This is a genomic window from Amycolatopsis vastitatis (assembly GCF_002234595.1).
Taxonomy (GTDB): Bacteria; Actinomycetota; Actinomycetes; order Mycobacteriales; family Pseudonocardiaceae; genus Amycolatopsis; species Amycolatopsis vastitatis.
The window spans coordinates 125,114-147,811 of sequence record NZ_NMUL01000030.1 but is presented as its reverse complement, the minus strand read 5'-3'; the positions used below and the strand labels follow the sequence as shown (position 1 = coordinate 147,811).

Sequence of the window (22,698 nt, the reverse complement as noted above, 5' to 3'; positions counted from 1 at the left end):
GAACCATGATTTCGCACCCCGGACCCCGGATGCTCGTCGACGGCCGCTGGACCCGCGGTTCCGGGCGGGCGACCCGGCCGGTCGAGAACCCGGCCACCGGCGAAATCCTCACCGAACTGCCCGTCGCCACCATCGAGGATCTCGACGAGGCACTGGACGCGGCGCGCCGGGCGTTCCCCGGCTGGCGCCGGACGTCGCCGGTCGAGCGGAGCCGCGTGCTGCGCGAGGGCGCCCGGCTGATCCGCGAGCGGGCCGGTGACGTCGCCATGGTCATCACGCTGGAGCTGGGCAAGCCGCTGGCCGAGTCCCGCGCCGAGGTACTGCTGGCCGCCGAGCACCTCGAGTGGGCGGCCGAAGAGGCCCGGCGCGGCTACGGCCGGGTCATCCCGGCCCGCGACCCGGACACCCTTCAGCACACCGTCGTCGAGCCCGTCGGCGTGGTGGCCGCGTTCGCGCCGTGGAACGCACCCGCCGTGACCCCGTCGCGCAAGATCGGCGGCGCCTTGGCCGCCGGCTGCTCGATGATCCTCAAACCGGCCGAAGAGACCCCGACGGCGGCGCTGATGATGGCGGCGGCCCTGCAGGAAGCCGGGCTGCCCGACGGCGTGCTGAACGTGGTCTTCGGCGATCCGCCGATGATCGGGCGGCACCTGATGACCTCGCCGGTCGTGCAAGCGGTCACCTTCACCGGCTCCACCGCCGTCGGCGCCGAGCTCCACGCGCTGGGCGCGCCGTCGATGACCCGGATGACCATGGAACTCGGCGGGCACGCCCCGGTGCTGGTGCTCGCCGACGCCGACGTGGAGACGGTCGCGCGCTCGGCCGTGCCCGCCTGCTACCGCAACTCCGGCCAGGTTTGTACTTCCCCGACCCGGTTCCTCGTCCACGCCGACGTCTACGACCGGTTCCTGACCGCGTTCGTCGACGCGGTCCGCGCCCGCAAGGTCGGCGACGGGCTCGCCGACGGTGTCCAAATGGGACCCGTCGCGACCGAACGGCGGCTCCAAGCCCTGACCGAAATGACCGCCGACGCCCGCGCCCGTGGCGCCGTGGTGGAGACCGGCGGCGAGCGGATCGGCGACACCGGGTGGTTCTTCGCCCCCACCGTGCTGACGTCGGTGCCGCCGGACTCGCTCGCGGGTTCGGTCGAGCCGTTCGGCCCGCTCAAGACCGTGACCCCGTTCGACGACCTCGACGCAGCACTGGCCGAAGCCAACCGGCTCCCCTTCGGGCTGGCGTCCTACGCGTGGACCCACGACTCCCGCGCGGCGGCCCGCATCGCCGGCGAGCTGGAAGCCGGGTCGGTGGCGCTCAACAGCTGGCGCCCGTCCCTGCCGGAAACCCCGTTCGGTGGGTTCCACCTCAGCGGCGTCGGCACCGAGGGCGGCGCCGAGGGCCTGCGCGGCTTCCAGCGGATCAAGTACGTGAGCCGCAGCTGAGTTACTGCCCGGCCCACTCCTGGTACACCTTGAGCACGGCGACGACGTCTTCGTTGCCGAGGCCCTTGGCCCGCGCCATCTCGAAGATCTGGTGCACGATGCTGGCCACCGGAGTCACGTAGTCGCTCTGGTGGGCCAGTTCCAGCCCGAGCCGGATGTCCTTTTCCCCCAGCGACACCGCGAACCGGGCGTGGTAGTCGTCGGCGAGGGCGTAGGGCCACCGCTTGAGGAAGTGGAACGAACGCCCGCCGGAGCGGCTGAGCACGTCGAACAGCTCGTGCCGGTCCAGCCCGAGCCGGACGCCGAGGGTGAACGCCTCTGCGGCCACCACGATGCTGCCCATCGCCATCAGGTTGTTGAGCAGCTTCACCGTCTTGCCGTGGCCGACCGCGCCGACGTGTTCGATCGTGCCGAGCGCCGCCAAGACCGGGCGGGCTCGTTCGAGCGCGTCGGCGTCCGCCCCGACGAGCTGGACGAGCTTGCCGCCGAGGGCTTCCCCGGGGCCGCCGCTGACCGGGCAGTCGACCACCGCGACCCCGTGCGGCCGGGCGGCCTCCGCGATCGCTTTCACCGTGTCCGGCAAGGTCGTGCTCAGCTCCACCAGGACGCGCCCCGCCCAGCTCTTCAGCACGCCGCTCCCGATCACCACGTCGGTGACGATCCGGTCGTTGGGCAAGCTGGTGATGATCACGTCGGCCGCGCCCGCTTCCTCCGGCGAGCAGGCGGTCGCGCCCAGCTCGACGAGCCGGGCCACGGCGGCCGGATCGACGTCGTGGACGAGCGTGGGGAACCCTTCGGCGAGCAACCGCCGGGCGACCGCGCCGCCCATCGTGCCCAGGCCGACCACCGCTGTCCGGATCATGGTTTCTCCACTTCGGGTTCGAGGGGGCCCGCGGTCAGCTCGACCGCGGTTCCGGCCAGGTGCGGGCCGGCCACGGGGTAGCGCGTCAGGACGGCCGGGTCGTGGCCCGGCACGATGTGCGCCGCCGGGCCGGCCAGCTCGTGCAGCCGGTCGAACGCCGCGTGCGCACCGCTGACCGACTCCAGCGCCGAGTACGGCCGGTCCGTGGCGAGGTTGGCGTAGTAGTGGGCGGCGTCGGAGGCCAGCACGACGACGCCGTGCCCGGTCACCACCCGCACCACCTGCATGCCCGCGGTGTGCCCGCCGACGCGGTGCAGCGACAGCCCCGGCGCGACCGTGACATCGCCGTCGACCCACCGGACACGGCCGTCGAGGTTCAGGGCGGCCACGGCGGTGATGTCCTGGCTCATCACGACCCGGCGGAACGAGGGGCGTTGCGCGTTCGGACCCGTCCAGAAGGCCATTTCCCGCTGCTGCAGCCAGAACCGGGCCCGGGGAAACCGGTCCAGCTCGCCGCAGTGGTCGAAGTGCAGGTGGGTGAGCACCACATCGGACAGTTCTTCGGGTGAGACGCCCAGCGCGCGCACGGCGTCCAGGGGATCTCCGCGCAGGCAGTCTTCCCGGTCGCGCAGCCGAGCCACCTCGCAGCCGAAGCCGGTGTCGACCAGGAACGCCCCGGCCGGGCCGGTGACCAGCCAGATGTAGTAGGCCATCGCGCGCGGCTCGTCGGACGGCGTGGCGTGGAGGAAGACTTCGTCGGCCGACACCCCGTCGCGCTCGGCGTAGCGGATGGCGAAGACCCGCCAATCCGGCGTGGTCATCGGGACACCAGCGCGGGCAAGCCGGCTTCCATCAGCTTTTCGGCCTCGTCGATGATCCGGTCGACCAGCTCCCCCACCGTGGGGATGTCGTCGATCAGGCCCTGGGCGCAGCCGGCCGTCCAGATCCCGGCGTCGAGGTCACCGGTGCGGAAGACCTCCCGGCCGCGCACCCCGGCGACCAGCTCCCGGATGTCGGCGAACTCCGCACCTTCGTCCAGCATCCGCACCACTTCGACGCTGACCTTGTTGCGCGCCACCCGGGCGGTGTTGCGCAGCGGGCGGAAGATCAGCTCGGTGTTCCGCTCGTCATTGTCCACAATGGCCTGTTTGACGCGGTCGTGCACCGGGGCCTCGGCCGTGCACAGGAAGCGGGTGCCCATGTTGATGCCGTCCGCGCCGAGCGCGAGCGCCGCGACCAGCCCGCGGCCGTCGGCGAAGCCGCCTGAAGCGATCACCGGGATGTCCAGGCGGCGGGCCGCCGCCGGGATCAGCACGAGGCCGGGGATATCGTCCTCGCCGGGGTGGCCGCCGCATTCGAACCCGTCGATGCTGACGCCGTCGACGCCGACGGCCTGCGCTTTCACGGCGTGCCGCACGCTCGTGCACTTGTGCAGCACCTTGACCCCCGCCTCGCGGAAGTGCGGCAGGTGCGGGGCCGGGTTGGAGCCGGCGGTCTCCACGATCCGCACGCCGGATTCGATGATGGCGGCGCGGTACTCCGCGTAGGGCGGCGGCTTGATGCTCGGCAGGATCGTCAGGTTGACGCCGAACGGCTGATCGGTCAGATCGCGGCAGCGCCCGATCTCGCGGAGGAGTTCCTCGGGAGTGGGCTGGGTGAGCGCGGTGATCAGCCCGAGGGCACCGGCGTTCGCGACGGCGGCGACGAGCGGCGCGGTGCCCACCCACTGCATCCCGCCCTGCACGATCGGGTGGCGGATGCCGAATACCTCCGTGAAGCGCGTCTCGATCATCGGTCTTCCTCTCCGGCAGTGCTTCCACTCTATCAGTTAGATAGTTAATCTGATTGCTATCATCTACCTCAAGTACTCGAACCCACGGAGGTGCCCGGTGGTCGTCATCGTCGAAGCGGTCCGGTCGGCGGTCGGGAAGCGGCGCGGCACCCTGTCCGGCTACCGCGCCCCCGAACTGCTGGGCGACGTGCTCGCCGCGCTCTTCGACCGGACCGGCCTGGACCCGGCCCTGGTCGGCCAGGTCGTCGGCGGGTGCGTCGGCCAGGTGGGCCAGCAGGGCGGCAACGTCGCCCGCAACGCCTGGCTGGGGGCAGGCCTGCCGCTGGAGGTCCCGGCCAGCACGGTGACCGTCCAGTGCGGGTCGTCCCAGCAGGCGACCACCCTGGCCCACGGGCTGGTGGCCGGCGGCCTGGTGGACATCGCTGTCGCGTGCGGCGTCGAATCGATGAGCCAGGTGCCGATGGGATCCAGCTCGATCACCGAGCTCGGCGACAGCCGCGGCGGCCGGTACGTCGAGCACTGGGAGGCCACCACCCAGTTCGAGGCGGCCGAGCGGATCGCCGAGCGCTGGGACATCGATCGCACCGCGCTGGACGCCTTCGCGACGCAGTCCCAGCAACGGGCGGCGCGCGCGATCGCCGGGGGCCGCTTCCGCGACCAGATCGTGCCGATCACCGTGCCGGTCACCGACGAGCACGGCGTCAAGACCGGCACGACGACCTTCGACACCGACGAGTGCCCGCGCCCGACGAGCCTGGAGGTGCTGGGCACGCTCAAGCCCAACCTGCCCGGCCGCACCCCGGCCCGCCACACGGCGGGATCGTCGTCGCAGATCGCCGACGGCGCCTCCGCGGTGCTCATGATGACCGAGGAGCGCGCCGAGCAGCTGGGGCTGCGGCCCCGCGCGCGGATCGTGGACTCCGTGCTGGTGGGCAGCGATCCCGAGCTGATGCTGACCGGGCCGATCCCGGCCACGCGCCGCCTGCTGGAGCGCACCGGGCTCACCCTCGACGACATCGACCTGGTCGAGATCAACGAGGCGTTCGCGTCGGTGGTGCTCGCCTGGCAGCGCGAGACCGGCATGGACCCCGCCCGCGTCAACCCCAACGGCGGCGCGATCGCGCTCGGCCACCCCCTGGGCGGCACCGGCGGGATCCTGCTCACCAAGGCGCTGCACGAGCTGGAGCGCACCGGCGCCCGGCGCGCGCTGATCACCATGTGCTGCGGCGGCGGCCTCGGCACCGGCACGCTGATCGAACGGCTCGGCTGATGCCCGGACCGCTCGACGGGATCCGCGTTCTGGAGATCGCCGCGCTCGGCCCGGCGCCCTACGCGGCCATGATGCTTGCCGACATGGGTGCCGACGTGCTCCGCGTCGACCGGCCGGTGTCCACGCTCGCGGGTGACCCGGCCAAGGCCGTGCTCAACCGGGGTCGCCGATCGGTGGTCGTGGACCTGAAGGCCCCCGGTGGCGCGGAGGCGGTCCTGCGGCTGGCCGAGCGCGCCGACGTGCTCGTCGAGGGGTTCCGGCCCGGCGTCATGGAGCGGCTCGGCCTCGGGCCCGAGGTGTGCCGGGACCGCAATCCGCGCCTGGTCTACGGCCGGATGACCGGCTGGGGCCAGGACGGCCCGTTGGCCGCGTCTGCCGGGCACGACCTCAACTACCTCGCGCTGTCGGGTGCCCTGCGCCTGTTCTCGCGGCGCGGGCAGCCCCCGGCCACTCCGCCGGGTCTGGTGGCCGACTTCGGGGGTGGCGGGCTGATGCTGGCGTTCGGCGTCGTCTGCGCCCTGCTGGAGCGGTCCCGCTCCGGCCTCGGCCAGGTGATCGACGCGGCGATGGTCGACGGGGTCGCCTCGCTCACGGCGATGGTGCACGGCTTCCTCGCCCAGGACCGCTGGGTGGACGAGGTGGGCGTCAACTTTTCCGACGGCGGCTCCCCGCACTACGACGTCCACGAAACCGCGGACGGCCGGTTCGTGGCGGTCGCCGCCGCCGAGCCGCGGTTCTACGCGGAGTTCCTGGAGCGGCTCGGTCTCGATCCGCATTCGGTGCCGAACCGCGACGACCCGGCGCAGCGGGCGGCGCTGCGCGAGCTGATCGCGGGTGTCCTGCGCACCCGCACCCGCGACGAGTGGGAGAAGGAGTTCGACGGCACCGACGCGTGTGTGACGCCGGTGCTGAGCCTGACCGAGGCGACCGTCCACCCGCACAACCAGGCCCGGGAGGTGTTCACGACGGCGTTCGGCGTGGTCCAGCCGGCGCCGGCACCCCGGCTGGAGCGCACGCCGGGCGCGATCGCGGGTCCGCCGCCGCGCCCGGGCGAAGGATCAGGAGAGGCGCTGCGCGACTGGGGGTTGGGGGCGACCGAGATCGCCGGACTGCGGGCCGAAGGGGTCATCGGCGCCGAGCCCGGCTGAACACCCGGTATCCGGTCAGGCCGGCGTCGCGATGGTCTTGGCCTGGAGGTACTCGCGGAAGCCGTCCTCGCCGTGCTCGCGGCCGACGCCGCTGATGCCGTAGCCACCGAACGGCGTGTCCGGCGACAGGTAGAACGACGGGCCGACGTTGACGGTCCCCGCCTTCATGCGGTGCGCCAGCCGCAGGGCCCGCTCCGGGTCCCGGGTCTGGATGTAGGACGACAACCCGTAGCGGGAATTGTTGGCGACCCGCACCGCTTCGTCGTCGTCTCCGTCGTAACGCACCACGGTCAACACCGGACCGAAGACCTCGGTCTGCGCCAGTTCGGCGTTCTCGTCGACGTCGGCGACCACTGTCGGCTCGTACCAGAAGCCCCTCGGCGAGTCGCCGCGGCGGCCGCCGACCAGGACCCGCGCGCCCGCGTCGCGCGCCCGGTCCACCAGCCCTTCCATCCGGGCGAGCTGGGCGGCGTTGATGATCGGCCCGACGAAGGTGGCCGGATCCGTGGGGTCGCCCCAGGGCAGCGCGCCGACCGCGGCGGTCAGCGCGTCGAGTACCTCGTCGTAGCGCGACGCGTGGACGACCAGCCGGGTCGCGAGCGCGCAGCCCTGCCCGCTGTTCGACATGCACATGCCGACGGTCATCGGCATCGCGACCGCGAGGTCGGCGTCGTCGAGGATGATGTTGGCGGACTTGCCGCCCAGCTCCAGGCAGACCTTGCGGATGCCGACCGCGCCGCGCTCGTAGATCCGCTGCCCGACGGCGGGCGAGCCGGTGAAGTGGTACATGTCCACCCGCTGGTCACCGGTCAGCGCCTCCCCGGCGATCGCCTTGTCCCGCGAGCTGATCACGTTCAGCACGCCGGGCGGCAGGTCGGTCCGCTCGTGCGCGACCCTCGCGATGAACGCGCCGGTCAACGGCGTGTCCGGCGCCGTCTTGAGCACGATCGTGTTGCCGGTGGCCAGCGCGTGCTGGATCTTCCACAGATCGGTCATGAACGGCGCGTTCCACGGCGTGATCGCCCCGACGACCCCGTACGGCTCGTAGCGGACGTGCCGGTTGCTCAGCGGTCCGACGCCCTGGTGCGGGCCGAAGCCGCGCTCCCACGGGAAGCGCCCGATCAGGTCGTTGAAGAACGACATGTCCTCGATCATCACGTCGATGTGCGCGGCGATGTTCGACACCGGGGTACCGGCTTCGGCGATCTGGATCGACGCGGCCGCCGCGCGTTCCTCGCGCAGCGCCTCCTGCAACTGGCGCAGGACGTGCTCGCGGAAGGCGTGATCGGTGGGCCACGACGTCTCGTCGGCGGCCCGGCGGGCGGCGCCGACCGCGGCGGCGACGTCCTCGGACTGCCCGTCGGCCGCGGTGCCGACGAGTGACTCGTCGGCCGGGTTCAGGACCTCGAACCGTCCTCCGCCCGCCGCCTCACGGAACTCCCCGTCGATGTACAGCCGTCCCTCGGGTGTCATGGGTTTCCTCCGGACTTCGGATCGGCTCAGATGCCGATGCGCTGGGCGAGCTGTTCGCGATGGTGGTCCGCGCCGCCGAGGAACAGGGCGCTGTTCTTCGCTCTCTTGAAGTACAGGTGGGCGGGATGTTCCCAGGTGTAGCCGATCCCACCGTGGATCTGGATGTTCTCCCCCGCCGTGAACTGGTAGGCGTCGGAGCAGAACGCCTTGGTCAGGCTCGCCACCGCCGGGAGGTCCGGTGCCTGCGTCGCGGCGGCCCACAGCGCGTAGTAGACGGCGGCCCGGGTGGCCTCGACCTCCATCAGCATGGTGGCGCACTTGTGCTTGATCGCCTGGAACGAGCCGATCGGCCGGCCGAACTGCTCCCGCACCCCGGCGTAGGACACCGCCATCTCGAGCGTCCGCTGCGCGCCACCGAGCATCTCCGCGCTCACCGCGACGGCGGTCAGGTCCAGCATCCGGTCCACGGCCGCCCACCCACCGGCGATCAGGCGGGCCGGAGTGGCGGCGCAGGTCAGCCTGCCCTGCTTGCGAGTCTGGTCCAGCACGGGCAGCGGCTCACGCTCGAACCCCGCGGCCCCGGGCTCCACGGCGAACACGCCAACCTCCGCACCGACCCGCGCGACCACCAGCACGAGGTCCGCGCTCATCAGGTCGAGCACAAAGGACTTGTGCCCGTCGAGGACCCATCCAGCCCCGGACAGCCGGGCCTGCATGGCGACACCTTCGCGCGTCCAGTGCCCGCTGTCTTCGGCCAAGGCGACCGTGCCGATCCGGCGACCCTCGGCCAGCGCGGGCAGGTAGTCGCGTTTCGCCTCCTCGTCGTCCGTGGCCAGCAGCAGCGTCGTGGCCATGACCACCGAGGCGAGGAACGGGGTCACCGTCAGGGCCCGGCCCAGCTCCTCCAGCACGATGCCGAGCTCCACGAAGGTGTAGCCGGCGCCGCCGTACTCCTCCGGCACCGCCAGCCCGGCGAGCCCCAGCTCGCCGCACATCTTCGTCCACATCGGACTGTCGTGGCCCCGGTCGTCGGCCATCAGGCGCCGCACCACCGGCTCCGGCGAGAAGTCCGTCAGGAAGTCCCGCACGACCGAGCGCAGGTCCTCCTGCTCCTTGTCCAGCGCGAACCGCACCGCTGACCTCCCGGTCGTCTCAGGGCTTGCGGGCGGACCGCGCACGGAACGCCTCGGGAACGGCGCGGAACTCCGCGGTGTCGTGCGACTGGCTCTCGGCGGCCAGCCCGTAGCCGAGCACCGAGACCGCGGCCTGCCGCACCCACTGGTTGAGCACGGCCTTGGTGTCCTGGACCGCCTGCGGGGGCAGCGCGGCGAGCCGGTGGGCGAACGCGAGCGCCTCCGTCATCAGCGACTCGGCGGGCACGACGCGGTTGGCGAGGCCGATCTCGACGGCGACCGCGGCGGGCACCCGGTCCCCGGTCAGCAGGAACTCCTTGGCGCGCAACAGGCTGACGTTCAAGGGCCAGGTCGCCGCGGCGCCGTCCCCGGCGACCAGCGCCACCGTGACGTGCGGATCGGCGAGGAAGGCGTGCTCGGCGATGAAGACCATGTCGCAGGCGGTCACCAGCGTCGCACCCAGGCCGACGGCCGGGCCGTTGACCGCCGCGACCACCGGCAGGTGCAGGCCGACCAGCTCGTCGAACAGGCGGCGGCCGACGCGCAGGGTCCGCCGCCGTTCTTCCAGGTCGTTCGCGTGCCGTTCGAACGTCTCCAGGTCGCCGCCCGCGCTGAACGCCCGGCCGGCGCCGGTCAGCACGACCGCACGGGCCTCGCGGTCGAGGCTCAGGTCGGCCAGCACCCGGGGCAGCGCGTGGTGCAGCTCGGCGTCGAACGCGTTGAGCGAGTCCGGCCGGTTGAGGGTCAGCACCCGGACCGGCCCGTCGGCCGTGACCAGGACGGCGTCGTCGGCCATTTCACGCCTCCGTCTCGGCGAAGTCGGCGCCGCGGATGATCCGGACCGGCCGGTACACCGCGACTTCCTCGCCGCGCTGGTTCCGGATGGAACAGCGGCTGGTGACGACCCCGCGCCCCGGCTTGCTGGACGGGCGCGACTCGATCGTCCGGACCACGACGTGCAGCGTGTCGCCGACGTAGGTGGGCTCCGCGATGTCGAAATCCAGGTGGACGAGGGCCAGCCCGGTGCCGTGCAGCGCGTTGGTCTGCAGGACCAGGCCCTCGGCGAACATGTAGACCAGCCCGCCCGGGACCAGCCGGCCCGAGTAGCCGCCCGCCTTCGCGTGCCCGGCGTCGTAGAACAGCGGCTCGGTGAACCCGCCGAGCGCGACGAAGTTGACCAGGTCCGTCTCGGTGATGGTGCGGGCCGAGGTCCGGAAGACCCCGCCCACCGGCATCCTGTCCCAGGTCAGCCCGGCGGCCAGCAGGGGTGCTTCGCCCTCGTCGGTCACGTCCATCTCCCTTAAATAGCTAACCTATTTTACTCTTTATACCCTCACTGGATCGCTGACGCGAGCCCCTCTTGCGCGAGACTGGACACGAGTTCGCCTCCGCGGGTGAAGACCTGGGCCTGCGCGAGGCCACGACCGCCGCCTGCACGCGGCGAGCGCTGCACCACCAGGTGCCACTCGTCCACCCGGAACGGCCGGTGGAACCAGACCGTGTGGTTCAGCGTGGTCATCAGCCAGGTCTTGCGTGCCGTCCGTTCGTGCGGCAGCCGGATGGAGGCGACCAGCGTCAGGTCGCTGGCGTAGAGCCACAAACAGGCGTGCAACGCGGGATCGTCCGGCACCGGGGCGGTCGCGCGGTACCACAGCGCCCGGGTTCCGGCGGAGTCCCGGCCGCGGTCCGGCACCGGCCGCAGGTCCAGCGACCGATCACCGGCCAGCCAGCGGGGCCACACCGCCTGCGCCTCGGTCCAGCCCGCCAGGCCGCCGAGCTCCTCCGGCGCCGGGACCCGCGGCATCGGGTCGTGGTGCTCGAACGCCGTGGCGCCGCAGTGGAACGAGAACATCGCCGTGAAGATCACCTTGCCCGACTGCTCGATGTCGACCCGCCGCAGGGAGAAGGCGCGTCCGTCGCGCATCCGGTCGACGCGGATCCACAGCGGCTCCGAGGGATCGCCGGGCCGCAGGTAGGTCGCCTGCGTCACGTGCACCGCCCGGTCGGCGGAGACGGTGAGCTGCGCGGCCGCCAACGCCCGCGCGGCGGCCTCGCCGCCGAACATCCGGGCCGGCTCGCCGGACGGCAGTGCGGTGAAGAGGTCCACATCGACCCGCTGCAGGTCCGCCAGCAGCACCAGCCGATCCGTGAGTGATCCGTTCACTTGGCCTCCAATCAGTTAACTGATATAGATAATATAGCTCCCTACGTGCGGAGGACGGGATGACGATGCGAACGTCCGGGACGCCGGTGTGGATCGATCTTGTGGCACAGGCACTGGAAACCGGCCGTGACCGCGTGTTGCTCACCGCCGCCGACCACCCCGGCACCCGCTGGACGGGCGCCGAGCTGACCCGGCGGATCGGCGGCGCGGCGGCCCTGCTCGACCAGGCAGGCTGCCCGCCGGGAACCGTCGTCCCGGCGCTGATGACGACCCGGCCCGAGGCGATGGCGATGGTCGTCGCGGGCGCGGCGACCGAGCGACCGCTCGCCCCGCTGTCGCCCCGGCTCACCCTCGCCGAACTCGCGGACTGCGTGGCGGACCTCGACTCCCCGGTCCTGCTGAGCGAGCCCGGCTCGGCCGACGTCGGTCACGCCCTGGCGCGGCGGTGCGGCCGGAAATCCGTGGTGGTCGGCGACCTCCCGCGTGCGGACGCGCCCGCGCTGACCGCCGCGGGTGAGCAGACCGCGTTCGTGCTGCACACCTCCGGCACCACCGGACAGCCCCGGCGGGTCGACGTCCGCCAGGACCGGCTCGGCGCCCGGGCGGTCGTCAACGCCCGGCTGACACGGCTGGACGCCGGCAGCGTCTACAGCGCGAGTTCGCCGTTCCACCACATCGGCGGACTCGGCGCCTTCGCCGTCGCATTGGCCGCCGGTGCCGAGATCGTCGCGTTCCCCCGGTTCACCGTCGACGCCTGGCGGAGCCTGGAACACCTGGGCGTCACCCACGCCCAAGCCGTCCCGGCGATGATCGAGATGCTGCTGCGCGCGGACGCCTTCGCGTTGCCCAGCCTGCGCCTGCTGCAGTACGGCGCGTCCCCGATCCACCCCGCCACCCTGCGCCGGGCACTCACCGCGATGCCCGGCGTCGCGTTCGTGAACCTCTTCGGGCAGACCGAAGGCGCGCCCCTGACCTGCCTGTCGCCGGAGGACCACGAGCGCGCGGCAGCGGGCGACGAGGAGCTGCTCGACTCGGTCGGCCGCCCAGTCGAGGAGGTCGAGCTGATCGTCCACGAGCCGGACGAGACCGGCGTCGGCGAGGTCTGGGCGCGCGGCGCCCACCTCTTCGCCCCCGGCGCCGACGGTTGGCTGCGCACGGGCGACCTCGGCCGGTTCGACGAGCGCGGCTATGTACACCTGGTGGGCCGCAAGGGCGACATGATCATCCGCGGCGGCGAGAACGTCCATCCCCTCGAGGTCGAGCAGACGCTCGCCCGGCACGACGCCGTCGAGGAAGCCGCCGTGATCGGTGTGCCCGACGAGCGGGTCGGCGAGGCCGTGATGGCGTTCATCGTGCCCCGCGACCCGTCGGCCCCACCCGAACCGGCCGAGCTGCGCGCCTTCGCGCGGACGACACTGGCCGGCTTCAAGGTGCCCGAACGCTGGGAGTTCGTCGCCGCCCTCCCCCGCAACCCGAACGGCAAGGTCCGGCGGCGGGACCTCCCGCTTCCACGGTCCATATAGTAAACTTATTTATCTCATTGTTCTGACGGAGGCGTGCATGGACCTGAGCTACCCACCCGAGGTGCAGGGCTTCCGGGAAGAAGTGCGGGCGTTCATCGCCGCCAACGTGCCCCCGGACTGGCGAGGCCTCGGCGCGCTGGACACCGAGGAAGCCAAGGCGTTCGTCGAGCAGTGGCGCCGGGTGCTGGCCGAGCACGGCTACCTGGCGCCCGCCTGGCCGGTGGAGTACGGCGGTGGCGGGCTGGACCGGCTGCGGCAGGTGGTCCTCGTCGAGGAACTGGCCGCGGCCGGCCTGCCGGCGAGCGGCTCGCAGGACGTCTTCGGCATAAAGATGATCGGCAACCTGCTGCTGCGGCACGGCACCGAGGAGCAGAAACGGTACTTCCTGCCGCGCATCATCAGCGGCGAGGACCGGTGGTGCCAGGGCTTCTCCGAGCCCGGGGCCGGCTCCGACCTGGCCGCCCTGCGCACCCGCGCCGTCCTGACCGGCGGCGAATGGGTCATCGACGGGCAGAAGGTATGGACGTCCCAGGCGCGCAGCGCGGACTGGATCTTCCTGCTGGCCCGCACCGACCCCACCGCCGTCCGCCATCGTGGCATCACGATGCTGCTCGTCCCGCTGGACCAGCCCGGCGTGGACATCCGCCCGATCACCATGATCACCGGGGACACCGGCTTCAACGAGGTCTTCTTCACCGGCGTCCGCACCGCCGAAGCCAACGTCGTCGGCGAGGCCGGCGGCGGCTGGACCGTGGCGATGAGCCTGCTGGGGCTGGAGCGCGGCGACGAGGCGGCCACCAACCCGATCATGTTCCGCGCGGAGATCGACCGCTTGATCGAGCTGGCGCGCGAACGCGGCGTCGACGGTGACCCGGTCGTCCGGCAGCGGCTGGCCCGCTGCTACAGCCGCGCCGAAATCATGCGGCACCTGGGAAACCGCGTCCTCACGCGGTGGCTGAAGGGCGAGCCGACCGGCACCGAGGCGTCGGTGTCCAAGCTGTACTGGAGTGAGCACCACCGGGCGGTGACCGAATTGGCCATGGACATCCTCGGCCCGGAGGCCATGGTGCCGACGGGCCGCGGCCCGCTGCGCCACTACCGCACCGACGACCCCGGTGCCCCGAACTCGACCGCGTCCTGGTCCACGGTGTGGCTGCACGCGGTGTCCGGCACGATCTACGCCGGCACCTCGGAAGTGCAGCGCAACATCCTGGCCGAGACGGCACTGGGCATGCCCCGCGAACCCCGGCCCGACAGGAGCACCCGATGACCGAAATCGTCACCCGGACCGTGGCCGACGGGGTCGCGGTGCTGACCCTGAACCGGCCGGACCGGCACAACGCGTGGTCCGTCGAGCTGGAAAACCGTTACTACGCAAGGCTTCGCGACGCCGAGGCCGACCCGGACGTCCGGGTCGTCGTGGTCACCGGCGCGGGCCGCAGCTTCTGCCCGGGCATGGACACCGCCGCGCTCGCCGACCAGGTGGCCACCGGCGTCTCGACCAACCCCCACCTCCGGCAGCCGATGACCACGCCGACGACCATCGCCAAACCGGTGATCGCCGCGATCAACGGCGCCTGCGCCGGCATCGGCCTGATCGCCGCGCTCAACTGCGACCTGCGGTTCGTCTCGGCCACCGCCAAGCTGACCACCGCGTTCGTCCAGCGCGGGATCATGGCCGAGCACGGGCTGGCCTGGACCCTCCCCCGGCTGATCGGCACGTCCCGCGCCCTGGACCTGCTGCTCTCGGGCCGGGTCGTGCTCGGGGACGAGGCCGTCGCGCTGGGACTGGCGGACCGGGTCTTCCCGGCCGGCGAGCTCCTGCCCAAGACGCTCGAGTACGCGAAGACGCTCGCGGCGAACAGCTCCCCGGTCGCCATGGGAACCATCAAGCGGCAGGTCTACGCGAGCTGGGAGAGCTCGCTCGAGGAGTCCCGCGTGACGGCGATCCGGTTCTGGATGGGCCACCTGCGCGGGCACCCCGACTTCAAGGAAGGCGTCGAAAGCTTCCTCGAAAAGCGGCCGCCGCTGTTCGCACCGTGGGATCCGGCCATGCCCGCCGAGCCCGATCCCCTGCCGGGGTCGTGAGTGCGTAACAGTGTTAGAACACTGTTACGCACTCACGACCGGCACCCCGGTCAGTCCAGCCGGCCGCCGAGGTAGGAGCCGAACAAGTCAGAGTTCAGCAGGTCGGCGGCCGGGCCGCCGTGCACGATCCGGCCGCGTCGCAGGACGTACGCCGTGTCGGCCAGCGCGAGCGCACGCCGGGCGAACTGGTCGACGATCAGCAGCGCGGCGCCGTCGTCGGCGCACTGCTGAAGGAACCCGAAGATCTCGTCGACGATGATCGGCGCGAGTCCCAGTGACGCTTCGTCGACGAGCACCAGGCCGGGACTGCGCACGTGGGCGGCCGCCATCGCCAGCATCTGCTGCTGCCCGCCGCTGAGCGTGCCCGCCTGCTGGCCGAGGCGTTCGCCCAGGATCGGGAACGCGGCCACCGCCCGCTCGAGAGCATCGTCCTCCCGGCCGGCGGCGGCCTGCAGGACGAGGTTCTCCCGGACGGTCAGCCCGCGGAAGACGCCCCGGCCCTCCGGGACGTGACACAACCCGCGCGCGAACCGCCGGTGGGACCGCTCCCGCGTGACGTCACGCCCCGCCATCCGGATCGTCCCGGAACGCACCGGCAGCAAGCCGGACACCGCGCGCAGCATCGTGGTCTTGCCCGCGCCGTTCGGGCCGAGCAGGGCGGCGACCGAACCGGCAGGCACGGTGAAGCTCACCTCCCGAAGGACCGCGGTCGGCCCGTAACCGGCCGAGACGCCGTCGACCTCCAGTGCCGGCGCGTCGAGCGTGCTGTTCACGGTCATCGGGACTCCAGGGTGGGGACCGGCTCGTCCGAGCCGAGATAGGCGGCCTGCACGGCCGGGCTCGCCGAGACCTCGGCCGGGGTGCCGTGGAAGAGCAGGCGCCCGAAGTCGAGGACGTAGATGTCGGCGCAGATCCGCATCACCAGGGCGATGTCGTGCTCGACGAGCAGGACGCCCACGCCCCGGTCCTCGACGACCCGCCGGAGGATCTCCCCGAACCGCTCGGTCTCGTCGTGGTCCAGGCCGGACGACGGCTCGTCGAGCAGCAGGACGTCGAACGGGCCGGCCAGGCAGCGGGCCAGCTCGACGAGACGGCGCTGCCCGGTCGAAAGCGTTCCGGCCTGCTCCCGCGCCAGGTGGGTGATGCCGCACAGCTCCATCGCCGACCACGCCGCGGCCTCGGCCGCCTTCCGCTCCGCCGGGCGCGCGACGAGCTGGGCGAGCACCCCGGCCCCCGCCTGCGCGCATTCCCGGCCGAGTACGACATTTTGCGCCACGGTGAGCGTCTCGCAAAGCTCCATGCGCTGGAAGGTGCGGCCGATCCCGCTGCGGCCCCGCCGGGCGGGCGCCATCCGCGTGACGTCGCGGGCGTGCAACAGCACCTGCCCGGCGAACCGCCGGTTCAGGCCGCTGCAGGCGTCGAAGGTGGTGGTCTTGCCCGCGCCGTTGGGCCCGATGAGCCCGGTGATCCGGCCCACCGGCGCGTCGAAGCTGAGATTTTCGACCGCGACCAGGCCGCCGAACGAGACCGACAATCCGCGCACGGAAACACCGGCGCCTCCGGTGACCACGTGGACCGGCGCCTCGGACACGACCGGGACCTCACGACGGCGTCCGCCGAACCGGTCGAGCAGGACGCGCAGCCGCAGCGGCATCGGCGGCCCGCCGCCCCGCACGGCCACGAGCACGGCCGCCACGCCGAAGACGATCCCCAGTACCTCGGTGACCCCGTCGCCCGGGACGTAGCCGGGGATGACGTTCGTCAACGCGATCAGCGCGAACCACGGTTCGGCCAGGGGCGCCAGGCTCAGCTGCGCGAGCAGCTGCAGGGACGTGAAGGGCTGGAAGAACACGTCCGAACCGACCGCGAACATCCGGGCGACACCGAGCAGCGCCCCGGCGATACCGGCCAGGAAGGCCGACACGCAGAAGACGATCACCTTGGACACGGTGGTGCTCAGGCCCATCGAGGTGACCGCGGTCGGCGAGTCGGACATCCCCTGCAGGAGCCGGCCGAGCCGGCCCCGCTGGATCGTCACGAGCAGCACCGCGACCACCACCAGCACGGCCAGCACGACGTAGTAGAACTCACCGTCGTCCGGCGCGAAGTCCGGGCGCGGCATCGTGCGGCCCTGCGACAGCGACGTGAACATGTACGGCTCGTGGTAGAGCAGCTGCTGGACGAGGATGCCGAAGCCGAACGTCGCCAGGGCCAGGAACAGCCCCGACAGCCGGATGGCGGGCAGCGCGACCAGTGCGCCCACCGGGACCACGACCAGTCCGCCCAGCACGAGCGAAACCACCCACGGCAGGCCGAGGTCGACGGCGAACTGCGAGAAGGCCACCGCGCCGATCGCGGCGAACGCGGCGTGGCAGAGGGACACCTGGCCCGACGTGCGCACCAGCAGGCCGAGCGAGAGCAGCATGATCGCGCCGATCAGCGCGGCGATCCAGTACGGCAACGTGTCCGGGCCGACGATCCCCGGCAGCAGGACCAGGACGGCCAGCACGGCCGCGCCCACGACCAGCCGGACCCGCCCCGGCGCGCGGTAGGCCGGCGGCGGCCGTCTCTCCACTGTGGACGGCCGGACCAGCTTGCGCTTGGGCAGCACCAGCAACGTCACGAAGAGCACGAGGAACGGCAGCGCGGACGGCAGCCCGCTCAGCCAGGGCACGTCGAGGACGTAGTGCTGCGACACGGCCGAGGCGATGCCGATCACCAGGCCGCCGGCGAAGGTCAGCGGGATGTTGCCGAACGCGCCGACCGCCGCCGCGCCGAAAGCTTGGACCACCAGGAAGGTCAGGCCCACCGCGTCCAGCCCGATGAGCGGCATGACCAGCACCCCGGACAGCGCCGTGAACGTCGACCCGATGACCCACGCGATCCGCCGCACCCGCCGGGGGTCGGTGGCCTGCATCGCCAGCAGGTCCGGATCGTCGACGACGGCCCGCATGGCCAGGCCGATCCGGGAGAACCGGAACATCGCGTACAGCGCCGCCACCGCGACCACGGCGATGGCCACGATGGTGACCTGGCCCCAGGTGACCACCGTGCCGAGCAGGCGGAAGGTCGCCTGCCCGGCCGGCAGCCACTGGTCGACCTGGATGGTGTTGGCCCCGTAGCCCAGGGTCGCCAGCCCCTGCACCGCCAGGATGATGCCCACGGTGCCCACGATCTGCAGGGCGACGCGCTGCGGGGCCAGCCGGGCGGCGATCACCTCCATGAGCAGCCCGATCACCGGGCCCGCGATGCCCACGGCCGCGATCAACGCGAGCACCCAGTGCAGCCCGAGTCCGGTGTGCAGCGCGTAGAACACGTAAGCGGCGACGGTGGCGATGGCGCCGTGCCCGAAGTTGAAGATGCCCGATGACTTGTAGGTCAGCACCAGGCCCGTCCCGGCAAGGCCGTAGATCGCCCCGGCGGCGATCCCGGCGACGACGAAGGGCAGCAACTGCAGCACGGTGGTGCCTTCCTAGCTGGGGCAGGTGGGCTGGGCGGACCCGGCGAACGCGCCGTTCTGGTACTGGTACAGCCAGTAGCAGTTCACCGGCGGGGCGGGCTGGTCGGCCGTGAAGGTGATCGGCTGCGGCAGCAGGCCGTCCAGCGTCTCGCCCTTGACCTTGCCGTAGGCGGCCAGCACGGTCTGCCTCGTGACGGGGTCGCTCGCCTTGCCCGCGGCCGGGGTCAGTGCCTTCTTGAACAGCTCACCGCTGGCCCACATCGCGGTCGACGCGGGCTGCCCGGCGTCGTCGTCGGAAACGCCCTGCTCGCTCATCGCGGCGCGGTAGGCCTTCACCGGCGCGGTGTCGGCCCACCAGGGGAACGCGTTGAGCGCGCCGGCCAGCCGGATGTTCGCCGTGCGGTACAACGTGGGGGAAATCGCCGAGGCCGAAGACCCGAAGTACCCCGCGTAGCCCTGCGCTTGGCAGTCCTTGACGACCCGCACGCCGACCGCGGGCGAGATCGACAGCTGGACGAAGTTCACCTTGCGGTTGACCAGGTCCAGGCACTGCGCGGTGTAGTTCGGGGCGGCGGCCGCGACCTGCATCGTGCCGGAATAGGTCTTGCCCGCCGCCTTCGCCGCGGCCTCGAACAGCGGCACCGCCGCGACGCACGCGGGCTCCTCGGCGCACGCGACCACCGAGATCGCGCTGCCGCCCACCGGCTGGGCGGAGGCGATCTGCATGTTGACCACCTGCGGGAAGGTGGTGGTGAGGCCGAACCAGTTCTTCAGCTTGCCCCACACGGTCGGGTTGTAGCCGATACCACCGGTGACCGGCAGCCCGGAGTCGGCCAGGATGCTGCCGACGGCCGCGTCGGTGCTGGTGCTGGCCGCCACCACGGCCGCGATCGAGCTGTCGGAGATCAGCGAGCGCGCGGCGGCCGCCGCGGCCGGGGCGTCCTCCTTGGTGTCCTTGACGACCACCTGCACCGGGTGCCCGCCGATGCCGCCGGCCTGGTTGGTGTGGGCGGCCCAGGCCTGGAACACCTTGGTGGCCGACGCCTCCGAGGCGCCCGTGGGGCCGCTGACGTTGGCCAGCACGCCGATCTTGATCGGGGTGCCGGTCAGGCCGTGGGTATCGGTCGCGGCCTGACCGGTCGTGCCGCACGCGGCGGCGGCGAGCGCGACCGTCGCGACGCCGGCCATCCACCGGAATCGGGCGAACGCGGGAAGTCGGGTTCTCATGGGCGGGTTCTCCTCGGGCTTTCGGGTACGTGAAGGGGCACCGGCGCGCCAGTGCGCGCGGTGCGGCAGGACAGCGGCCGGGGATCGCCCGGCCGGACGGGGTTGGGCCGGGTCGTGAGTGAGAAACAGTGTTCTAACCCTGTTTCTCACTCACGACCCCAGCTGCGGCTACGCCGGGGTGACCCGGGGTCCGGGCAGTCCGCAGGGACACGGCGCCTGCTCGAGGCGCCCGGCCGGGGCCACCAGCAGCTCGCGCACGACGTGCCTGCGGTCGCCCACGGTGGTCAAGGTGACTCCGTCCGGTCCGGGGGACAGCTGCCACTCGCCGGGATCGACGTGGGCCCCGGCTCGCCGGGGGCATTCCAGGGCGAGCGCGGGTCCGAGCATCGCGAACACGGCCGGTTCGAGGCCCGCGGCGCGCAGCGGGCCGAGCGCCTCCGGCCGGGCCCAGATCGGTTCCAGGGCGGCCAGGGCTTCGGCACATTCCGGTTGGCGCAGCAGGCCCGCCGCCGTCTCGCCGGACATGGCGATGAACGCCTTGAACCGCAGCAACCGCAGGAAGGTCGCGGACCGCCCGACGTCCCAGCTGTAGGGCTCCGAGTTGCTGTGCACGGTTCGCCGGTCACGCAGGGCCCGCACCAGCGGGCTGGCCCACGGGCCTTCGAAGTTGGGCGTGCTGATGAGCACGTGGTCGGCTTCGCCGATGCCCCAGGTGTCGAGGACCCGGTGCGCCCAGCGCACGTCGCGGCCGAACTCCGCCCAGCCGATCTCGAACGGCACCTGCTCGCGGCCGTCGGTGTACAGCCCGATGCCGAACAGCGGGGAAACCGGTCCCGGCAGCGCCGCCGCCATGCTCGCCCTGCTCATGACTTCACCACCCGGGGGAACTTGGCCACGCTGGAACTGCGGGACAGCAGGTCGTCGACGGTGACGAGGTCGAGGTCGGGCTCGACCCCGACCCGGTCCAGCACCGTGTGCCGGAGCCGGGCCCGCAGCTCGGCGACGTCGGCGGTCCGGGCCGGTTCGTAGCCGACGCGCAGCCGCAGCCGGTCCACCGTCGCCGACTCGCGGATGATCTGGAACATCCCGTCCTTGGTCTCGGGCAGGGACTCGACGGCCGCCCAGACCTCGCTGAGCACCACGGGGGTCCCGGCGACGGTCGTCTCGTCACCGCGCCGGCCCACGACCCACATGCGGGCGTGCGTCCGCCCGCAGCCGCAGGGCTGCGTGCCGAGCCGGACGAGGTCGCCGCTGCGGTAGCGGATCAGCGGGGCCGCGCGGTTGTCCAGGTCGGTGGCCACCAGCTCGCCGACCGCACCGCCGTCGACCGCTCCCTCACCGCCGGGTTCGAGGCTCTCGGCGAGCACCAGGTCCTCCCAGAGGTGGTAGCCGTCGTGTTCGCGGCACTCCCAGCAGGTACCGGTGTCCCCCGCGCTGCTGTAGGTGAACATCTCGACACCCCAGTCGTCGCGCACCTTCTCCGCGAGCGCCCGGCCGAGCGGCTGCCCGGCGAAGGAGGCGCCCTTGAGGGAGGACAGCGCGTCGCGGATGTCGTAGGTCCCCTCCAGCCGCTCGAGCTCGAGCACGGTCGGCATCATCAGCTGCAGGTACGCGGGCCGGAACCGCAGCAGCGCCTCGACGATCTCCCGGCCCTTGCCGATCCAGGTGTCGACGAAGATCGGCACGAGACCCATCCCGTGGTAGAAGGTGTCGTAGAAGCCGCGGAACGAGCCCGCCGACACCAGCACCTTGTCCCCGGGCCGGAGCCCGACCTCCCAGAGGTCGCGAGCCGAGCACAGCTGCAACGGTGGGTAGGCGTCCCAGATCTCCGGGATCGGCTCGGGATCGCCGGTCGTGCCGGAGGTCGACATGATCGACGTCAGCCCGGCCGGGGGAACGAACAGCATGCCGCCGAACGGGTCGCCGGTGCGCTCCCGATAGGACTGGACGTCCTGTTTGGTGAACGTCGGGATCATCCGGCGGAAGTCCGCGAGGGTGCGGACCGCGCCCGGGTCGACCCCGGCGGCGGACCACAGGTCGCGGTAGAAGCCGGACTGCGCGTACGCCTCCGGCACCAGCTCCAGGACACGGGCCTCTTGAAGCGCCTCGAGCTCGTCGCGGGGCATGGTCTCGACCGCCGGCTCCAGATAGCGAGAGCCGTCCCCGGTGTCCACGCTGTATTCGAGCACTGTGGGTTGCCTGTCGGCCACGGTGGGTACCTCCGGCGATCGCCTTTGATCAAAGAGTTAGAAGATTAAGAGATTTAGGTCACGACCGTAACCTCTTCGTCCCGGCATACCCAGGGAACGGCGTTCCCGTCGAAGCTCGACGACTTGGGGATCTTCATGGAGATCAATCGCCCGCACACCGGCCTGCGCGACAACTTGGAGAGCACGCCGCCATAGTGTAAATTATTTAACTATTGAGCGCCGCCCCGTCTCATCGGGACGGTCGGCCGGAGCGGAGGTGCGATGTCGCAACTTGCCGTCGTCGAAGACACAACCGGGCAGACCGAAGCCGCGCGCATCCTGCGTGCGGCGTGGGCGGTGCTCGAACGGTCGCACTTCCGCTCGCTGAAAATCCGCCAGGTGCTGACCGCGTCCGGCACGTCCGCCAGCACCTTCTACCGTTCCTTCCCCAGCAAGTCGCACCTGCTGCTCGCGTTGCTGGAGGACGAGACCGCTCGCGGAGACCGGCGGCTCGCGCGGTGGATCGCCGAGGCGGACACGGCCGAAGGCCGGCTGCGGGCCTGGCTGACGTTCAACATCCGCACGATCTACCGCCCGGAGCTCGCGGAACGGGCCCGGCTGTTCCTCGACTCGGGACTGCTCGAAGAGCTTCCCGAGGACGTGCACCGGCTGTACGACGTGACCGGCAAGCGGCTCGTGGAGGTGATCCGCGGCGGCATGGCGGAACAGGTGTTCCGCGCCGGTGACCCCGTCGCCGACGCCGCGATGGTCCGCCACCTCGTGCACGGCCTGCTCAGCGACGGCCTCAACGGCCGGCTCGACGTGCCCGAAGAACAGGTCCTGCACACCGCGTTCGACTTCGTGCTCCGGGCACTGCGCCCGACCTCCGGCACGCGGGAAAGCCGCACCTTGCTCGCACTGCCCTGACGG

At 71.9% G+C, this 22,698-nt stretch carries 20 protein-coding genes; 7 read left to right on the top strand and 13 right to left on the bottom strand.

The window, feature by feature from the left end:
- The first annotated feature begins 5 nt into the window (after positions 1 to 5).
- Entirely contained in the window at positions 6 to 1,439 is a 1,434-nt protein-coding gene (locus CF165_RS27495; protein WP_093950462.1) for an NAD-dependent succinate-semialdehyde dehydrogenase, read from the top strand.
- Position 1,440: 1 nt separating this feature from the next.
- On the opposite strand, the gene CF165_RS27490 is transcribed toward CF165_RS27495, so the two are convergent.
- The 3 genes from CF165_RS27490 to CF165_RS27480 are packed head-to-tail and all read right to left on the bottom strand — an operon-like array spanning position 1,441 to position 4,093.
- Positions 1,441 to 2,301, bottom strand: a complete 861-nt coding sequence (locus tag CF165_RS27490; RefSeq protein ID WP_240521822.1) for an NAD(P)-dependent oxidoreductase — start codon at positions 2,299 to 2,301, stop codon at positions 1,441 to 1,443.
- Positions 2,298 to 3,122 (bottom strand): N-acyl homoserine lactonase family protein, encoded by an 825-nt coding sequence (locus CF165_RS27485; RefSeq protein ID WP_093950461.1) that lies wholly within the window; start codon positions 3,120 to 3,122, stop codon positions 2,298 to 2,300. Before CF165_RS27485 ends, CF165_RS27490 begins: the two co-directional genes overlap by 4 nt.
- Positions 3,119 to 4,093, bottom strand: coding sequence for an NAD(P)H-dependent flavin oxidoreductase (locus CF165_RS27480; RefSeq protein WP_093950460.1), 975 nt, complete (start codon positions 4,091 to 4,093; stop codon positions 3,119 to 3,121). Before CF165_RS27480 ends, CF165_RS27485 begins: the two co-directional genes overlap by 4 nt.
- Positions 4,094 to 4,190: 97 nt before the next feature.
- Between CF165_RS27480 and CF165_RS27475 the strand changes: the two genes are divergently transcribed.
- Complete coding sequence (locus CF165_RS27475) at positions 4,191 to 5,363, top strand: thiolase family protein (protein ID WP_093950459.1); 1,173 nt, start codon at positions 4,191 to 4,193, stop codon at positions 5,361 to 5,363.
- The gene (locus CF165_RS27470) at positions 5,363 to 6,511 is read left to right on the top strand and encodes a CaiB/BaiF CoA transferase family protein (RefSeq protein WP_093950458.1); all 1,149 of its coding nucleotides are present in this window, start codon (positions 5,363 to 5,365) and stop codon (positions 6,509 to 6,511) included. Before CF165_RS27475 ends, CF165_RS27470 begins: the two co-directional genes overlap by 1 nt.
- A gap of 15 nt (positions 6,512 to 6,526) precedes the next feature.
- On the opposite strand, the gene CF165_RS27465 is transcribed toward CF165_RS27470, so the two are convergent.
- Genes CF165_RS27465 through CF165_RS27445 form a run of 5 tightly spaced genes read right to left on the bottom strand, consistent with a single transcriptional unit; the run spans position 6,527 to position 11,281 of the window.
- On the bottom strand, positions 6,527 to 7,984 hold the full coding sequence (locus tag CF165_RS27465; protein WP_093950457.1) for an aldehyde dehydrogenase family protein: 1,458 nt from the start codon (positions 7,982 to 7,984) through the stop codon (positions 6,527 to 6,529).
- A 26-nt stretch (positions 7,985 to 8,010) separates the two neighbouring features.
- The gene (locus CF165_RS27460; protein WP_093950456.1) at positions 8,011 to 9,117 is read right to left on the bottom strand and encodes an acyl-CoA dehydrogenase family protein; all 1,107 of its coding nucleotides are present in this window, start codon (positions 9,115 to 9,117) and stop codon (positions 8,011 to 8,013) included.
- Positions 9,118 to 9,136: 19 nt separating this feature from the next.
- Positions 9,137 to 9,913 (bottom strand): enoyl-CoA hydratase/isomerase family protein, encoded by a 777-nt coding sequence (locus CF165_RS27455; RefSeq protein ID WP_093950455.1) that lies wholly within the window; start codon positions 9,911 to 9,913, stop codon positions 9,137 to 9,139.
- A 1-nt stretch (position 9,914) separates the two neighbouring features.
- A complete protein-coding gene (locus CF165_RS27450) occupies positions 9,915 to 10,412 on the bottom strand; it encodes a MaoC family dehydratase (protein WP_240521821.1) in 498 nt (165 codons plus the stop codon).
- Between the two features lie 38 nt (positions 10,413 to 10,450).
- Positions 10,451 to 11,281: an acyl-CoA thioesterase gene (locus CF165_RS27445; protein ID WP_093950454.1), complete on the bottom strand. Its 831-nt coding sequence runs from the start codon at positions 11,279 to 11,281 to the stop codon at positions 10,451 to 10,453.
- Between the two features lie 59 nt (positions 11,282 to 11,340).
- Here CF165_RS27445 and CF165_RS27440 point away from each other — a divergent pair, with 59 nt between their 5' ends.
- The 3 genes from CF165_RS27440 to CF165_RS27430 are packed head-to-tail and all read left to right on the top strand — an operon-like array spanning position 11,341 to position 14,892.
- Positions 11,341 to 12,804 (top strand): class I adenylate-forming enzyme family protein, encoded by a 1,464-nt coding sequence (locus CF165_RS27440; protein ID WP_093950453.1) that lies wholly within the window; start codon positions 11,341 to 11,343, stop codon positions 12,802 to 12,804.
- Positions 12,805 to 12,841: 37 nt separating this feature from the next.
- The gene (locus tag CF165_RS27435) at positions 12,842 to 14,074 is read left to right on the top strand and encodes an acyl-CoA dehydrogenase family protein (RefSeq protein WP_093950452.1); all 1,233 of its coding nucleotides are present in this window, start codon (positions 12,842 to 12,844) and stop codon (positions 14,072 to 14,074) included.
- Positions 14,071 to 14,892: an enoyl-CoA hydratase-related protein gene (locus CF165_RS27430; protein WP_093950451.1), complete on the top strand. Its 822-nt coding sequence runs from the start codon at positions 14,071 to 14,073 to the stop codon at positions 14,890 to 14,892. Before CF165_RS27435 ends, CF165_RS27430 begins: the two co-directional genes overlap by 4 nt.
- A 50-nt stretch (positions 14,893 to 14,942) precedes the next feature.
- Here CF165_RS27430 and CF165_RS27425 read toward each other — a convergent pair whose 3' ends face one another.
- The 5 genes from CF165_RS27425 to CF165_RS27405 all read right to left on the bottom strand — a co-directional run bounded on the left by CF165_RS27425 (position 14,943) and on the right by CF165_RS27405 (position 21,789).
- Positions 14,943 to 15,671, bottom strand: coding sequence for an ABC transporter ATP-binding protein (locus tag CF165_RS27425; protein ID WP_093950450.1), 729 nt, complete (start codon positions 15,669 to 15,671; stop codon positions 14,943 to 14,945).
- The gene (locus CF165_RS27420; protein WP_093950449.1) at positions 15,668 to 18,352 is read right to left on the bottom strand and encodes an ABC transporter permease subunit; all 2,685 of its coding nucleotides are present in this window, start codon (positions 18,350 to 18,352) and stop codon (positions 15,668 to 15,670) included. Before CF165_RS27420 ends, CF165_RS27425 begins: the two co-directional genes overlap by 4 nt.
- Before the next feature lie 12 nt (positions 18,353 to 18,364).
- Complete coding sequence (locus CF165_RS27415) at positions 18,365 to 19,579, bottom strand: ABC transporter substrate-binding protein (protein WP_093950448.1); 1,215 nt, start codon at positions 19,577 to 19,579, stop codon at positions 18,365 to 18,367.
- A 168-nt stretch (positions 19,580 to 19,747) separates the two neighbouring features.
- Positions 19,748 to 20,446: a hypothetical protein gene (locus CF165_RS27410; protein WP_240521820.1), complete on the bottom strand. Its 699-nt coding sequence runs from the start codon at positions 20,444 to 20,446 to the stop codon at positions 19,748 to 19,750.
- Positions 20,443 to 21,789: a phenylacetate--CoA ligase family protein gene (locus CF165_RS27405; RefSeq protein WP_240521819.1), complete on the bottom strand. Its 1,347-nt coding sequence runs from the start codon at positions 21,787 to 21,789 to the stop codon at positions 20,443 to 20,445. Before CF165_RS27405 ends, CF165_RS27410 begins: the two co-directional genes overlap by 4 nt.
- A 261-nt stretch (positions 21,790 to 22,050) precedes the next feature.
- Here CF165_RS27405 and CF165_RS27400 point away from each other — a divergent pair, with 261 nt between their 5' ends.
- Positions 22,051 to 22,695 (top strand): TetR/AcrR family transcriptional regulator, encoded by a 645-nt coding sequence (locus CF165_RS27400; protein WP_093950445.1) that lies wholly within the window; start codon positions 22,051 to 22,053, stop codon positions 22,693 to 22,695.
- The last annotated feature ends 3 nt before the right edge of the window (positions 22,696 to 22,698 follow it).